Origin of the sequence: Virgibacillus sp. JSM 102003 (genome assembly GCF_041949995.1) — a bacterium.
GTDB lineage: Bacteria > Bacillota > Bacilli > Bacillales > Amphibacillaceae > Lentibacillus.
Map to the genome: position 1 here is coordinate 1 of NZ_JBHFQH010000028.1, position 15,566 is coordinate 15,566.

At 39.2% G+C, this 15,566-nt stretch carries 15 protein-coding genes, 8 tRNA genes and 2 rRNA genes; 3 read left to right on the top strand and 22 right to left on the bottom strand.

What is annotated here, in order from left to right:
* Window positions 1-184: 184 nt before the first annotated feature.
* From glmM to sigW, 5 genes are all read right to left on the bottom strand, one after another.
* On the bottom strand, window positions 185-1,528 hold the full coding sequence (gene glmM / locus ACE1TG_RS19430; RefSeq protein ID WP_375054056.1) for a phosphoglucosamine mutase: 1,344 nt from the start codon (window positions 1,526-1,528) through the stop codon (window positions 185-187).
* A 105-nt stretch (window positions 1,529-1,633) separates the two neighbouring features.
* Window positions 1,634-2,857 (bottom strand): CdaR family protein, encoded by a 1,224-nt coding sequence (locus ACE1TG_RS19435; RefSeq protein ID WP_375054057.1) that lies wholly within the window; start codon window positions 2,855-2,857, stop codon window positions 1,634-1,636.
* The gene (cdaA, locus tag ACE1TG_RS19440; protein WP_375054058.1) at window positions 2,850-3,671 is read right to left on the bottom strand and encodes a diadenylate cyclase CdaA; all 822 of its coding nucleotides are present in this window, start codon (window positions 3,669-3,671) and stop codon (window positions 2,850-2,852) included. The genes ACE1TG_RS19435 and cdaA overlap by 8 nt, the downstream gene beginning before the upstream one ends.
* Window positions 3,672-3,806: 135 nt before the next feature.
* A complete protein-coding gene (locus ACE1TG_RS19445) occupies window positions 3,807-4,469 on the bottom strand; it encodes a zf-HC2 domain-containing protein (protein ID WP_375054059.1) in 663 nt (220 codons plus the stop codon).
* Between the two features lie 6 nt (window positions 4,470-4,475).
* Window positions 4,476-5,039, bottom strand: coding sequence for an RNA polymerase sigma factor SigW (gene sigW / locus ACE1TG_RS19450; RefSeq protein WP_375054060.1), 564 nt, complete (start codon window positions 5,037-5,039; stop codon window positions 4,476-4,478).
* Between the two features lie 145 nt (window positions 5,040-5,184).
* On the opposite strand from sigW, the gene ACE1TG_RS19455 reads away from it, so the two are divergent.
* Complete coding sequence (locus tag ACE1TG_RS19455) at window positions 5,185-5,346, top strand: Spo0E family sporulation regulatory protein-aspartic acid phosphatase (RefSeq protein WP_375054061.1); 162 nt, start codon at window positions 5,185-5,187, stop codon at window positions 5,344-5,346.
* A gap of 107 nt (window positions 5,347-5,453) precedes the next feature.
* Complete coding sequence (locus ACE1TG_RS19460) at window positions 5,454-6,113, top strand: CPBP family intramembrane glutamic endopeptidase (protein ID WP_375054062.1); 660 nt, start codon at window positions 5,454-5,456, stop codon at window positions 6,111-6,113.
* A 401-nt stretch (window positions 6,114-6,514) separates the two neighbouring features.
* Here ACE1TG_RS19460 and rocF read toward each other — a convergent pair whose 3' ends face one another.
* The 11 genes from rocF to ACE1TG_RS19515 form a co-directional block, all read right to left on the bottom strand.
* Entirely contained in the window at window positions 6,515-7,417 is a 903-nt protein-coding gene (rocF, locus tag ACE1TG_RS19465; RefSeq protein WP_375054063.1) for an arginase, read from the bottom strand.
* Between the two features lie 339 nt (window positions 7,418-7,756).
* On the bottom strand, window positions 7,757-8,854 hold the full coding sequence (locus ACE1TG_RS19470; RefSeq protein WP_375054064.1) for a phosphomevalonate kinase: 1,098 nt from the start codon (window positions 8,852-8,854) through the stop codon (window positions 7,757-7,759).
* A gap of 160 nt (window positions 8,855-9,014) precedes the next feature.
* Window positions 9,015-9,992 carry a diphosphomevalonate decarboxylase gene (mvaD, locus tag ACE1TG_RS19475; protein WP_375054065.1) on the bottom strand — a complete coding sequence of 326 codons (978 nt, stop codon included), beginning with the start codon at window positions 9,990-9,992 and terminating at the stop codon, window positions 9,015-9,017.
* 85 nt (window positions 9,993-10,077) lie between these two features.
* Window positions 10,078-11,043: a mevalonate kinase gene (mvk, locus tag ACE1TG_RS19480; protein WP_375054066.1), complete on the bottom strand. Its 966-nt coding sequence runs from the start codon at window positions 11,041-11,043 to the stop codon at window positions 10,078-10,080.
* Window positions 11,040-12,329, bottom strand: a complete 1,290-nt coding sequence (locus ACE1TG_RS19485; protein WP_375054067.1) for a hydroxymethylglutaryl-CoA reductase, degradative — start codon at window positions 12,327-12,329, stop codon at window positions 11,040-11,042. The genes mvk and ACE1TG_RS19485 overlap by 4 nt, the downstream gene beginning before the upstream one ends.
* 203 nt (window positions 12,330-12,532) lie before the next feature.
* Window positions 12,533-12,605 (bottom strand) — tRNA-Lys (locus ACE1TG_RS19490).
* A gap of 44 nt (window positions 12,606-12,649) precedes the next feature.
* Window positions 12,650-12,720, bottom strand: a tRNA-Gln gene (locus ACE1TG_RS19495).
* A gap of 17 nt (window positions 12,721-12,737) precedes the next feature.
* Window positions 12,738-12,822, bottom strand: a tRNA-Tyr gene (locus ACE1TG_RS19500).
* Window positions 12,823-12,861: 39 nt separating this feature from the next.
* A tRNA-Thr gene (locus tag ACE1TG_RS19505) sits at window positions 12,862-12,937 on the bottom strand.
* Between the two features lie 165 nt (window positions 12,938-13,102).
* Window positions 13,103-13,178 (bottom strand) — tRNA-Val (locus ACE1TG_RS19510).
* Window positions 13,179-13,218: 40 nt separating this feature from the next.
* Window positions 13,219-13,293, bottom strand: a tRNA-Glu gene (locus tag ACE1TG_RS19515).
* Window positions 13,294-13,612: 319 nt separating this feature from the next.
* Between ACE1TG_RS19515 and ACE1TG_RS19520 the strand changes: the two genes are divergently transcribed.
* Window positions 13,613-14,341 (top strand): YwaF family protein, encoded by a 729-nt coding sequence (locus tag ACE1TG_RS19520; RefSeq protein ID WP_375054068.1) that lies wholly within the window; start codon window positions 13,613-13,615, stop codon window positions 14,339-14,341.
* Window positions 14,342-14,368: 27 nt separating this feature from the next.
* Here ACE1TG_RS19520 and ACE1TG_RS19525 read toward each other — a convergent pair whose 3' ends face one another.
* From ACE1TG_RS19525 to ACE1TG_RS19550, 6 genes are all read right to left on the bottom strand, one after another.
* Entirely contained in the window at window positions 14,369-14,539 is a 171-nt protein-coding gene (locus ACE1TG_RS19525; RefSeq protein WP_375054069.1) for a hypothetical protein, read from the bottom strand.
* 76 nt (window positions 14,540-14,615) lie between these two features.
* Window positions 14,616-14,855, bottom strand: coding sequence for a helix-turn-helix domain-containing protein (locus ACE1TG_RS19530; RefSeq protein WP_375054070.1), 240 nt, complete (start codon window positions 14,853-14,855; stop codon window positions 14,616-14,618).
* Window positions 14,856-14,951: 96 nt separating this feature from the next.
* A tRNA-Thr gene (locus ACE1TG_RS19535) sits at window positions 14,952-15,024 on the bottom strand.
* 7 nt (window positions 15,025-15,031) lie between these two features.
* A tRNA-Asn gene (locus ACE1TG_RS19540) sits at window positions 15,032-15,106 on the bottom strand.
* Window positions 15,107-15,203: 97 nt separating this feature from the next.
* A 5S ribosomal RNA gene (gene rrf, locus ACE1TG_RS19545) occupies window positions 15,204-15,319 on the bottom strand.
* Between the two features lie 125 nt (window positions 15,320-15,444).
* A 23S ribosomal RNA gene (locus ACE1TG_RS19550) occupies window positions 15,445-15,566 on the bottom strand; the annotation flags it as partial.

Consider the following 15,566-nt stretch of genomic DNA (forward strand, 5'->3'; position numbering starts at 1 on the left):
AATTCAATTACACGCAACTCCTTTTTGTTTTGTTTAGTGGTATAAACAAAGTTTATCAAATAAGGAGCTTGCGTGCTTTTTTTATTGGTTGGAATTTTGCCAATACCCCAACAAATATTTTAGAGCCTAAAAAACGACCATCAAATAAGTATACAATTTGATGGTCGTTTCACATGACATACTATTATTTCATCCCAAGCAGGTCATCAATTACTGTGACTACCTGATCAGCATATTTTTCACATGCTTCCTTCGTTGGTGCTTCCACCATTACACGTACTAGCGGTTCTGTTCCGGATGGACGTACAAGAACACGCCCTTCTCCGTCCATTTCTTTTTCAACAGCTTCGATTGCTTCATTGATTTTAGGATTTGTTAGTGCACTCTTCTTATCGATCACTCGTACATTTTTCAGTACTTGAGGATAAATTTCCATTTCATCTGCGAGCTCTGATAATTTCTTTCCGGTTTCTTTCATAACATTTATAAGTTGAATTGCAGATAACATGCCGTCACCTGTCGTATTATAATCAAGGAAGATGATATGTCCGGACTGTTCGCCACCAAGGTTATAGCCACCTCTAATCATTTCCTCCATTACATAACGGTCACCGACTGATGTTTTATCACTGCGCATGCCATTTTCTTCTAATGCCTTATAAAAGCCGATATTACTCATTACAGTAGATACAACTGTGTCATGGCGCAATACACCTTTTTCATTCATAAACTTACCGCAAATGTACATGATTTGATCACCATCAACAATATTCCCTTTTTCATCCACTGCAATTAAGCGATCACCATCACCATCAAAGGCAAGCCCAACATCGGCTCCCTTTTCAGTAACAAATGCCTGTAATGTTTCTGGGTGGGTTGATCCAACACCATCATTGATATTCAAACCATCTGGAGAAGAACCAATAGAGAATATATCTGCTTCTAAATCTGCAAATAAATGTGTAGCTAAACTGGATGTTGATCCATGTGCACAGTCAATTGCTATTTGCATATCATCAAAGTCATTATCAATTGTCCCTTTCAAGAAAGAAAGATATTTTTGTCCGCCTTCGAAATAATCGTTAACTAGTCCAACATCGGCACCAACTGGGCGAGGCAGATTATCCTCAGCCTCCATTAATTGCTCGATTTCGTTCTCCTGATCGTCTGTTAACTTAAAGCCGTCTGGTCTAAAAAACTTAATACCATTATCCTCAACCGGATTGTGTGAAGCGGAAATCATGATTCCTGCTTCGGCACTTGTTGCTTTTGTCAAATAGGCAACACCTGGTGTAGAAATAACTCCTAAGCGCATAACCTCAGCACCAATAGAAAGCAGTCCTGCTACAAGGGCACCTTCTAGCATGTGTCCAGATATGCGTGTATCACGTCCGATTAAAATTTTCGGCTTCTTCACATCTCTTGTTAATGCATAACCACCAAAACGGCCCAATTTAAATGCGAGCTCTGGTGTTAATTCAGTATTTGCTACTCCTCTAACGCCATCTGTTCCAAAATAATTTCCCATGTTGGATCTCTCCTTTTACATCCATTTAACCAATTGTGAGAGCATTGTGGATTGGGCACTTAATTTACTCCCTAATCCATTTCAATAAAGCACAATCCCTATATATCATGTAATTTCTATTGTAACCTGTTCAAACTGACCATTTACTTCACTATTCTCAGGGCCTTCAATTGTTACCGGAAGCTGATGCTCCCCACTCTCCAATCCTCCCGCATCTACGGTTACCTGAAAATCCTCTGCTGTAAGTTCACTAACGTCACTTTGGTTACCTACAACAGTTATATTCATAACCGGTTCTGCAGGTTCAACAAACGAAACTTCTTGTCCATCCTCCAGATTTTCAACATCTATCGGAACATCCTCAACTGTTCTCGTCTGCTCGAGTTCAATTGTTACTTCGACTTGCTCCAATTCCGGAGCATTCGCCCCATCTGGTAATGCTAGTCCAACATTAATCGTGCCTGATTCGTTTATCTTTGACAAATCAATTTCCTCTGTGGATACTTCTTTTATGCCTTCTAAAACATCACTTGTTGCAAATATTTCTGCCTCATCTACATTAGCAGATATTGAGGATAATGAATACCCTTCAGGTAAATCTCCAGTTGTCGATAAGGTTACCGGAACGGTTTTACTCGGATTTTGAATTTCAGCAGAAACAGCTACACTTTCTGGCTCCACTCTAACATTCAGCTCATTTCCACTGGCATCATATACATTAACCGGAACTTCTCTGCTGTCTATATTTTCCTTAAGACCAGCCACATCTACAAAAACTTTTACAATCGCTATTTTGTCAATTACTTCTCTTGAACTTGTGATCGTTACTTTTTGCGGACTTACCTCTGATGAACCTATTTCATAGCCTTGAGGAAGTTGTTCAGCGTTACTAAAATCAACCGCTACATCAAACTCTTCCGATGCCCGCTCTTCAATTATAACCTCAATTGTTTTCGGCTCAATATATACTGTGAGTTCATCTGGCACGCCACTATGCTGCAGCTCTACTGTATGTGTCCCTTCCTCCAGATTTTGCAGGTCGACAAATACGTCAAAGTTCTGTTGTCGTGCTGTTGCAGTCGTTGTACCTGTTGGGCCTTCCAACGAAACAGTTGCAAATTCTGGTACACCACTTACAACATAATTATCTTCATCAATCCGTATATTTATCGGGACATTCTCCACTGACTGAATACCTTCATTGTTACCCGGAATTCGAGAATCATTTTGGTATTGGTCCATTTCCACTTGCACAAAGACATACAGGACTATAGCAAAGAATAATGAAATACCACGGACAAACCATCGACTCTTAAACCAATTATCCATTTTCTTTCCCCCTCTGATTTCGTGACTTAGATTCAGGGGCTCTTAATGATAATGATAAATTATCACGAAGATATTTACGTAAATCCTCGCGGTCCAATTCTCGCTTTAATTCGCCGTTTTTCGTACATGAAATGTTGCCGGTTTCTTCAGATACAACGATGGTAACTGCATCTGTCACCTCACTGATACCCATTGCAGCCCGGTGCCTCGTACCCAATTCTTTTGAAATAAACGGACTTTCAGATAATGGCAAATAACAGGCTGCAGCCATAATTTCCTCATCCTTAATAATTACCGCTCCATCATGCAATGGTGTGTTAGGTGTGAAAATATTCGTTAGTAGTTGATGTGTAAGCCTGCCGTTTATTGGAATACCAGTTTCTGCGTAGTCACCAATACCGGTCTCACGCTCAATTGAAATCAAGGCACCAATACGACGCTTAGCCATATATGTACTCGATTGCACAATTGCTTCAATTTTCTGTTCCAGTATCTCTTCTTCCGATTTAGACCCTCTGGAGAACATATTCCCACGGCCAAGCTGTTCCAAAGCCCTTCTAAGCTCTGGCTGGAATAATATAATTATGACAACAAAACCCCAGTCAATTGCCTGGTTTGTTATATATTGAATCGTATGTAAATCAAATGCGATACTTAACAGCCATACAGCCAATACGACAACAATCCCTTTTAAGAGCTGAATTGCCTTCGTACCTCGAATTAACATGATTAATTTATATAAAACATACCAGACGAGAGCAATATCTATGACGATTTTCAACAGGGTTAAAAAATCAAATCCCCCATCAAGCATGTTCACACTTCCTTCCGCACATATGGTTCCTTCCTATCTATACGTAATAATAGTATATCCATTATATCATATTTTCCATTGTATCATGTTATATTCCGAGCACAAAAAAACCTGGATTTCACCCCAGGCATTTTTCTAATTTGTATTCGAGACTAGTCCCAATGAAAAAATACTTTCAACCATATCCTTCAAGTGGAACCAGACCCATTCAAATATTCGATCTACCTCTTTCAGCTCTCCATTTACTTCTCCAGCCGATGCCATAAGTCCGGACCCTTCAATCGAGTCATCTATAAGTTCACTATTTATTAAAGTTACATTACCATCAACCGTTCCATCTATCTTCAGATGACCGTTTTTGACCAATAAGTCCCCAGATACGGTAACTCCTTCCGGAACAATAACGGTATCACCTTGAATAACCAAATTTTCCTGCTTGGAGACAACCAGTTCACTTTGCTGATTCCAAGCTGAAAAAATACCGCTAAACATAAAGATGAAAAAGATTGCTGCCGATGTAACTATCGGATGTGCTTTAAACCAGCGCTTATACCTTACATGTTTCTTTTCAGATGGTAAATTTCTCATCACTTTAGCGGTAAAATCTGCTGGCGCAGAAATATTCTCTGTACTTTGGACGAGGGTGATTGTGCGCTTCAACTCGTGAAAGTGCTTTTGGCAGTCTTCACACCCTTCTAAATGACCGCGCAATTTCGCTTCCTCTTCTTTGGTTAAATCACCATCCAAATACTTATGCATTAACTCTATAGCGTCTTTATTACAGTTCAAGTTGATCACACTCCTTTACACATGGCGAAGCTTTTTCCTTAATGCTTCACGGCCCCTATGGATTCGGGTTTTTACAGTCCCCAGCGGAATATCCAGAATGTCACTAATCTCCTGAAGCGAAAACTCTTCTAAATACCTAAGAATAATCACACCTCTATATTTGGGGGGAAGTGTAGAAATCTCCTGATGGATATGGTTTTGCAATTCCAATCCTTCTACTTCCTCTTCAGGCAATGGCTCATCAGTCGCAAGCCGTGAATACATATCCAAGCCTTCAGTCCCTTTCACTTCAGCATCGAGATAGTAGTCAGGCTTGCGTTTTCGTATTCGGTCAATTGTTAAATTAGTGGCAATTCGGTATAGCCATGTCGAGAACTTGCGCCGCTCATCAAAAGAATGAATGTTAATATACGCCCTAATAAACGCTTCTTGTGCAATGTCTTCCGCCTCATGTTGATTTCCAAGCATCCGATAAACATGCTGATAAATTTTATTTTGATAAAATGAGACAACATCTTCAAAGGCGGATTGATCCCCTCTTTTAACCCGTTTTATTTTCTCTTTAATTACCAAGTCCATTATTAGTACCTCCGCTTACTATGCGGTATTTTACATATACGAAATAACAATATGTAAGGTTTCAAAAATTTATATGTAAATTGTTTACATTTATGATTTATTGGGTATTTACAAAATATATTATACTAGATTGGAGGCAAGTTTTGTGGAAAACAATTCAATATTATTAGAAAAAATTGAGGATTGTCGTGATACCCTAATCACTTTAAGCAACTCCCATGGATTGACCACTGAAGTTGTAATTCAAACCAGCAAAAAATTAGACAAGCTTCTAAATGAATACAATAGTAACTTCATATCTTATTAAACTCGTCAAAAACAGAGAGAAATAGGGTAAAAAGACATGCAAAATGGATGTCTTTTTTTTCTGGCTAGGATGTTATAATAAAAAGAAAAGGTGTAGCAGGTGTTTTCATGACTGATAAAAAATTGATTGTCTTACTAAGCTCAATATCTATTACGTTATTATTTATCATTGAGCAAATTCTCTCTTTCGAATATATCTATAAAACGATAGCAAAAGTGTTCATTTTCTTTCTCGTACTAATTATTTTCCATTACATAACTAAAAATAACACCGCATATTTAGCGACACATAGAATGGATATCAAACGATTAAAAATAAGCGCCGGTTTGGGAATTGGAGCTTTCCTCATTCTTATAGGGGCGTACCTTGGTTTAAAAAATCACATCGACTTCGCTGAAATTAGTGAAAACCTGGCACAAAAGAACATTACTGGAGATACTTTTTTATTTATTAGTATTTATATTATAGTAGGCAATTCATTTTTAGAGGAGATTTTTTTCAGAGGATTTATATTTAAAAATTTACAGCATGACCATCGGCTATTTGCCTATATCTATTCATCATTTTTGTTCGCAATCTACCATACAGCAATCTTTCTCACCTGGTTCAACATCGGATTATTTCTGTTAGCGCTATTTGGGTTGTTTACAATAGGTTTAGTGTTTAACTGGCTCAATGAAAAGTCCAGCAATATCTTTAATTCATGGCTTGTTCATATTATTGCTGACTCAGCGATCATTATCATTGCACTAATAGCGATATTTTAACAATTGTCCAACTAACCTTAAGAAGTCGGATCCTGGTTCCGTTATTTGTTACAAAAACCGCGTTCGGAGCATGGGTCCGGATCCTCGTTCCGTTATTTGCCTTTTTTACCCTAATATACCGTTGATTTTAGCCAGTTAGCGGTGTGAAGCCGAAGCCCTTATTTTACCTAAACCATGGCTAATAGAGGCATTTGTGCTAAATAAGGTCTCTGGTGTCCGCAAAACCTTAAACCTGTTATATGGAAACACCTCTTTATTTCGATTACAAATTCATGTTTATAATAGATGGTGGCTACGTATTCGACAGCTATGTTAGTTTCTTAACTGCCAAAAGAGCATCAAATTGCTTTGCAATTCAATGCTCCATTCTACTCAATATTCAATTTGTACTACAAAACTACTTACTTCAACTTTTCACCAAACAGTGAACCTATTAAGCCGACAGCAACAGTTGCCGTTTTATTCTTGTGGTCCAAGATTGGATTTACTTCAACAAATTCTGCAGAGGTAAGGATATTGGACTCTGCAAGCATTTCCATTGCTAGATGGCTTTCACGATAGGATAACCCGCCAATTACCGGTGTACCCACACCAGGGGCTTCCTCAGGATCCAAACCATCCAAATCCAGACTCAAATGAACTCCATCTGTACGATTCTTTAAGTAATCTATTGCCTGACTCATTACAGCTGGCATTCCCAAGCGGTCCACTTCATGCATGGAATATACGTTTATGCCACTTTCTTTAATCAGGTCCTTTTCCCCCGGATCAAGTGAACGGGCACCTATAATCACGATATTCTCAGGCTTGATTTTTGGCTGGTAGCCAAGTATATTCGTTAACTTTTCATTCCCGATTCCTAAACTTACAGCAAGTGGCATGCCGTGAATATTACCAGATGGTGATGTATCACCTGAATTCAAGTCACCGTGGGCGTCATACCAGATTACACCTAAATTTTCATAGTGCTTCGCTATACCTGCTAGACTTCCAATAGCAATGCTATGATCGCCACCCAACACTAACGGGAAATGATTACTGGTAATTTCCTTGTCGACCATCTCTGCAAGCTTCTGATTTGCATCAGCCACCTGTTGTAAATTTCGTAAATTATCTTCCTGTTTCTCATATTTACTATCAGGGCGGGAAACCGGCACATCACCCAGATCTTTAATATCGTAGTTTAAATTTTCAAGCGTTTCAACAACGCCCGCATATCGGATGGCGCTTGGTCCCATATCAACACCACGTCGACTTTGTCCGAGATCCATCGGCACGCCAATTATAGACATATTTTTCTTCATCTGAATTCCTCCTCTACCTTTTTATTTTAGCCAAAAAACAGGCAATGACTCAACTCGACAAAAATATGTATATATATACACTGATAATTGATTGCTGGATTAAAACTTTAGGGTCATGTTAATTGAGTTTAGTAATTATATACTTACACTTATGCCATAATGAGATGAGTATTGGCAGCTTATATTATTTTAAAGATAAAATGAATGATCACCCATTCATTTTTTTACTTTACATCAAAATTTATACAGGAACTGTTGAAATGCAGCGAATCGAAAATAGCCGAAGACTTATTAGCGTAACTAAATAGCAGGGCTGTCTAAAAAAAAGACAGTCCTGCTTTATATTTCGGCTGCACCAGCCTTATAAAGTTGAATATCCAACGGTTTAATTCCTGCCTCTTTCCAGGCATTCATTAGCTGCTGAGCCTTTTCTTCGGATGGCAGAAATGCAATCCCACAGTCACCACCACCTGCTCCAGATGGTTTACCTGCCCCACCGTGCTGTTCAGCCAGATCACACAACTTTTGCAGCAGTGGGGTTTCAATGTCTGCATTAGCTTGCTTTCCAACAGTAGCTAACGCTTGTCTGTTCCGCTTTGTACCCTCAATAATAAGTGCAGCATCCTCCTCAGTAACTCCATTGATAAAGGTGCTGACTGCCTCATTACTTTCATTAAGAAATTGCTCGTATTGTTTATTATTCTCTGTTTTAAGTAGTTTGATTTTATCGATTAACTTCCCGGTTGATGCAGGGGTTCCTGTCCAGCCAATGCACATGTGAGTATTATCTGGTAATTTAATCGGATTAAGAGATAAATACTGCCAATCCTTTTCCACTAATTCATGAATGGTTTCTGCCTGTTTGTATTCGTGCTGCAGCCATTCTGCTTGAAATGAGGCATATTGTATAAACCCTCCATAAGATGATGCAGCAACATCAGCACCTGAACCACTTCCTTGTGTCTTCACATGCGAAATAGCTGCTAACTTAAAAATCAATTTAGCCGATGACTCTTTTGGGAGATATTTTTTTAAAATGGCAGCAACCACAGAAGTAACGACAGCGGCACTAGAACCTAAACCATATTTACGACCGGATTCGTCATCAAGTTCACTGCGGATTTCTAAATGAAAGTTGGCTGGGGAGATGTTCTTTTCTTTTAAATATGTATATACGACCGACATAGCATCTTCAACAAACTTTACACGCTTGTCAGCTGTCTTTATGTTGACCTTTTTTTCATCATAGGTCCATTCGAGGTTAGCTAATTCGAAGTTCAGCAAAGAAAGACGGTTTTCATCCTGTTGTGTTAATGTCACATAAACAAAACGATCAACCGCCATAACGACTAGGTTTTGATAGGCTTCAAGTACTGCAAATTCCCCCGCTATCATTAACTTCCCAGGGACTTTAAGGCTCAATGGTGTAGTTGGCAATACGTTTCAACTCCTTATAAAACTTGGCTTTCGTTAAAGGGATTCTTATGAAACCGTATTTTGCTTTCTTAGAACCCCTTATACTCTGGAGTGCAAGCCTTAATGGGCGGAAGCTTAGTTGCACTTATGCAGTAAGAAAGGATTTATACTTTCTTAACTGCTAAATATAGGATACTCCTTGACCAGCTCGACTTGCAATAACGTCATCTACCCCAGGTATTTCACGGAGCGTACTTTGTATCGTTTCTTCGTTTTCTGGCAGGTAAAGAACTTTTACATTTGGACCAGCATCAATCGTGAAATATGCTGAAGCCCCGTTTTCACGCAGTTCCTGAACAGCTCGCATTACAGCAAGCGTCGTGTCATGCCAATACGTAAAAGGTGGATTGGCAGCCAAAGTAGTGGCATGCATTCTAAGACAGTTTGCCTCAGCTATTTCTCCTACTTTCTCAAAATCCCTGTTCTTTATACCCTCTTTAATGTTACGGAGATCCTCTGGAATACTTTTAACCCAGCTGGAATAATAAGCAGACGTATCGACAGTCCGCTTCATCCCTTCCCGGCTCAGCACCTTCTTAGCTGAGGAGGATAAAACGACTGCAGCGACGCGAATATCCCAATGACTTGCAGGTGCTACCTGTATAGCATAAGAATCAGAGCCATCAGACATGTCTCCTTTTTCCCATTCTACAAAGCCACCATAAATTGATCTGCAGGCTGACCCTGACCCTTGTCTGGTTAAGATGGAAAGTTCTTCATCACTTATCTTAAGTTCAAGCGATTTGACAGCGGCTGTTGCCAATGCAGCGAATCCTGATGCTGATGATGCAAATCCAGCAGCTGTTGGAACATAATTAGTAGAATGAACTTCTGCAAATAAATTCGGTTTTCCTGCATACTCCCGGATCAGGTCTAAAAATGATGTTACTCGGTCATATTCCACACCACTTACAGGTTGATCATTCAGATAAAAACTGTCCTCTGTTAACAATTCTCTAAAATCAACAGTAGTCGTTGTATAAAATCCATCTAACGTCAATGAGAGGCTATTATTCATCGGAAGTATTAATGATTCATCTCGTTTACCCCAGTATTTAATTAAGGCAATATTTGTATGTGCTTTGGCTGATGCCTTCATTGTATATCCCCTCTGTATCGCAGTTATCTTACTGCATATATGCAACTAAGACTTGATGATAAGCCAGGTTTTCTAATGTTTATGCTTATTCAGGCTTCTTTCTTAAAACAAAAGGCCATACCGTGTGTGCGCCGAATTTCTTCAGCTTTTCAGCTAGCTGTCTGGAGTGTACTTCATTACGTGCTAAGGCAATTATACAACCGCCATTTCCGCCTCCAGTTAATTTGGCACCTAAGGCACCTTCCTGCCTTGCAAAGTAGATTAACCTGTTCAAGCCTGCATCGCTTACACCTAGAGCTTCCAGTTCTTTTTGTGCTTCATTTAACATCTGTCCTAATAAATGCTTGCTCGCACTCTCAAGCGCATGCCTTGCTCGATGCGTAATTTCACCTATACGGTCAAGCTTAGCCTGTATTCTTCTTGGAGCTGATTTGAACAGGTTCGCAACGGACTCAACAGCTAAACGCGTATCACCCATTCTGCCTGAATCGGCAACAATGAAATGAAAATCACCTTTAGGTTCAATAAAATCAGAAGGCAGTTCCTTCTCAAACCAGACTGGACAATCGGAAGTAATTGTTAGTGTATCGATACCACTAGGCACTCCATGAGCATACGTTTCTGAAATGTTAGCTAAGGTCAGAAGTTCATCTTCTGAATAGTCCTGATTGTTATAGGCAAAAAGTGATCTCACTACCGCAATAGCCACTGAAGCACTTGATCCTAGTCCTTTTCCAGGTGGTATGGATGATTTAATTCGTATCAAAAGATCCTCACATGGTAACTGAAGATAATTTAAGGTTGCCTTAATACAATTTACAAGCCCCTCCAGCGACTCTGGTGCAGATTCAAGCGGACCATGGTAAAACGTACTATCAATCTTTACCGAGCCTGGAACATAATCAATTACTGATTCCACCCCTACTAACGGGAATGGAAGCGCAATAGCAGGTTGTCCGTGTACAACTGCATGTTCCCCGATTAAGATCAATTTACTATGAGCTATACCTATAGCTGTTTGTTCTGATGTTGTTGCTTTTTCTGCACTCATTTTATATATTCTTCCACCATTTCTTTAGCTTTTCCAACACGGATTTCTTTTTCATCAACTAATCGTTCAGCAATGATATCAATCATCTCCCCTGTAGCTCCTGCTGCTATAGCAACAGAGCGAGAATGTAAAGCCATATGACCTTTCTGAATACCATCGGTTGCTAAGGCTTTAAGTGCACCAAGGTTTTGTGCAAGTCCAACAGAAACTATAACTTGTGCAAGCTCCTGTGCTGAATCAACGTCTAAAATTTTATATGCAAGTTTAGAAATTGGGTGAACATGGGTCGAACCGCCTACAGTCCCGACAGACATAGGGAGTTCTAATTCACCAACTAAATTTCCGTCCTCATCCTTCGACCATTCTGTCATCGAACTATATTTCCCGAATCTAGCTGCGTGCGCATGGGCCCCAGCTTCAACAGCACGCCAATCATTACCGGTTGCAATAACGATGGGGTCAATACCATTCATTATCCCTTTATTGTGGGTAACAGCGCGATAGGGGTCCGATGCGGCAAACTCATAGGCATGAATAACGCCATCACGCACTTCTTCACCAGTGTAACTGCCTGTCTGTAATAATTCAGGTGGAATAACGCAACGCGCACGTGCAAGACAACGATCTGGATAATTAGAAAGGATCCGTAAATATACTTTCCCTTCCGTAATAGTCTCAACTGTCGGAGCAAGTGACTCAACCATTGTGTTAATGATATTTGCCCCCATTGCGTCACAAGTATTTATATAAACGTGAAGAATAAGCATTTGACCATATTTTGAGTCTGACTCTTCATTTAATACTCTAACTTCTAGATCTTCTGCACCACCCCCCCTAGCTACTAAACTGGGGTATGCGGCATTAGCATCAGCAATCAATGCATCTTTTTCCTTTAAAACAGCCTCTTTCGCTGCTTTAAAATCCGGACAGCCTACCACTTGAATTTGACCAATCATAACGCGATCTGTCGCCTCTGTAGTAAACCCGCCAGCATTTCTGACAGTTTTTGCAATGTAGCTTGCTGAAGCAACAACAGATGGTTCTTCAATTGCCATTGGTATTACATATTCTTTCCCATTAATTAAAAAATTCAATCCTAATCCTAATGGAAGCGGAAAAGTCCCGACTACGTTTTCTATCATTTTATCCGCCGTGTCAGTTGGAAGAGGTTCGTTTGAAAACAAATAATCTTTTTCTTCATCAGTGAACGTGTCCATCGTAGTCAACAACTGTCTGCGTTCCTCAACAGTCATATTGTAAAAACCAGGGAATCTAGAAGTTTTCATACCATCTCATCCTTTTAACTAGCATAATTTATATATGTCAAATTGTTCATTTTTTTATTAATGATTAAATTACTGTATCTATTATGTAAAAAAACAGTACAAAATGCAAATAAACAAGGTTGTTGGTAATCATAACGACCTTGTTTATCTGCTATTATAATATGTGTTATGTATTTACGCTAGTGTTTTTTCATATAAATTGATGAGCCATGGAGGATTCGAACCTCCGACCCTCTGATTAAAAGTCAGATGCTCTGCCAGCTGAGCTAATGGCTCATATAAGGAATGTTTCCCGAAATACCTCATAAAATAAAAAAAGGCTGGGCTACCAGGATTCGAACCTAGGATCACGGGATCAAAACCCGATGCCTTACCGCTTGGCTATAGCCCAATTAATTAAGTATATTATGGTGGAGGGGGAGAGATTCGAACTCCCGAACCCTGAGGGAGCGGATTTACAGTCCGCCGCGTTTAGCCACTTCGCTACCCCTCCATATTTTAACTACATTTCTATAAATTATACATAAAAAAATGGTGCCGGCCAGAGGAATTGAACCCCCAACCTACTGATTACAAGTCAGTTGCTCTGCCAATTGAGCTAGACCGGCATATATTTAGATAGTGTTAATTGTCTTGATGTGCTTTTCAGTTTGTGTGCTCGTCGTGTTGCATGTCTTTTCGGCGATGCCGCACTCCTCGCAAACCTGCACATGGTAGATTACTCGGTGAAGCTAACGGCTTGCTCTGCCAATTGAGCTAGACCGGCATATAAATGGTGGAGGATGCAGGGCTCGAACCTGCGACCCCCTGCTTGTAAGGCAGGTGCTCTCCCAGCTGAGCTAATCCTCCTATGTAATATCTTGGGGTGCTGACTATTAAAAGAATAAAATGGTGACCCGTACGGGATTCGAACCCGTGTTACCGCCGTGAAAGAGCGGTGTCTTAACCACTTGACCAACGGGCCTTACAATGGTTTATGTAATAAAGTTATTACACATTTTAGATGCACTTATGCAGTAAGAAAACATTTATTATTTCTGATTTCCAAAAAGGATTGTCATAAACTGACGAATTTTATTATATACAGATTAAGCATCTTTGTAAAGGGGAAAAAGGAATTCTTTATTTTCAAATACTTTTGATACCAATATAATGGGAATTAGGCCATGATTTTAGCAGTTGAGAAAGTATAAATCCTTTCTCACTGCATAAGTGCAACGAAGGCTTATCTATATTAAGCCTTGGCGATAAGCCAAGTTTTCTAAACAATATGGGGGGATTATATGGGGAACTGGTTAAGTTTGGGTGGCGAGCCATTTATTACATTTGGCATTAGTCACATTGTTATGCTGCTTATATATTTATTAGGAATAATGCTATTTATAATATTTCTTAAAAAGATCTTATCTAATACATATTTATACAATACAATTCGTTGGTTCTTATTTATTCTGTTAATTTTTTCAGAAGTATCCTATCAAACATGGACAGCATTAACTGGAATATGGAGCTTACAGGAACACACACCATTACATCTTTGCGGAGTTGCAGGTATAACAGGAGCAATTGCGTTAGTTACTCACAACAGGAAGCTTATACAAGTCACTTTTTTTATTGGTCTTATCCCAGCTTTCCTGGCATTAGTTACTCCAGAGTTGCCGTATGACTTTCCGCACTATCGCTTTTGGAAGTTTTTTGTCCATCATACTGCCATATCATGGACAAGTATTTTTCTTGTAGCAACCAGTTCCTTAAAGATTAATTTTAAATCACTACTTGAAGTCTATGGATACCTATTACTGTATGCTATTATAATTGGTTTCTTTATTAACCCATTTTTGAATTCCAATTACCTGTATCTTTCCCATACACCTACAGCCAGCACACCACTTGATATGCTTGGAAGTGGTATTTGGTATTATATTAACCTTTGTGTGTTAGCATTTATTGCCTTCTTTGTTCAGCTACAGATTTATAAATTACTTAAGCGTGAAAAATCAACACGCAACTAACTATCCTAGTTGCGTGTTGATTTATAGTTAGGAATACATAATAGCTACTACCCAAACAATTACAATGACCGGTAATGAGGTATACAAAGATTGCCAGATTTTCATATTATGTTTCTTGATCAAAAAGTAAGCCACAAACACTTCAGCTATAGTTACTACAATTGCTAATATTATAAGCAACGATAGTCCACTCCCCATTTAAAAAACCACCTGTCTATTTATATTAAAAACCTTATCGATAAAGATACCTTAAAAAAGTCAATATGCATAACGTCTATTCAAACGTTTTTAACCATTCATTATTTGATCTCGCTTCTCGAAATGCTTCTTTAAAAGCCACAATGTCATCTTTTAAATATATACCACTTCTAATCGGTTTTATCCTTCCGTCATTTACATATTGGCTTAATCGCATACGAGAAACGCCTAATATCTCCAAAGCTTCTTTTGATGAAATAATTTCACTAGCAATTTGTTCTCTGCGTTGCTTCCTTACTTCTTTTGGTGCTGACATTTTACCACTCCATCCTAATACTTATAATACATTAATCGAATGTTCTTCATAAATAAAAACACCTAAATCCCTTGGGAAATAGATGTTAAATGTAAGAGCTTCCAAGCGGACTTGAACCGCTGACCCCCACCTTACCATGGTGGTGCTCTACCGGCTGAGCTATGGAAGCATTAAAATGGCTCCACAGGTAGGAATCGAACCTACGACCGATCGGTTAACAGCCGATTGCTCTACCGCTGAGCTACTGTGGAATAATTTGTTAGTATTTATCAGAGTAATATGACGTTATGTATTGTACTCATTATGCTACGTGATTATTTACTGTTATAAAAAAATATATAAAAAATAGCCTGGCGGCGTCCTACTCTTGCAGGGGCAAAGCCCCAACTACCATCGGCGCTGGAGAGCTTAACTACTGTGTTCGGCATGGAAACAGGTGTGTCCTCTCCGCTAATGCTACCAGACATGTCCTTAAATTGAAAGACAAAATATATTATATGCATTTTCAAGAAAAAATGCAAGGGTTTTTTGTAATTTTATACCCTAAAAACTAAATAAGAGCTCTACATCAACATTACATCAGAATTAATTAGTTAAGTCCTCGATCTATTAGTATCCGTCAGCTCCACGTGTCACCACGCTTCCACCTCGGACCTATCAACCTCATCGTCTCTGAGGGATCTTACTCACTCGAAGTGATGGGAAGTCTCA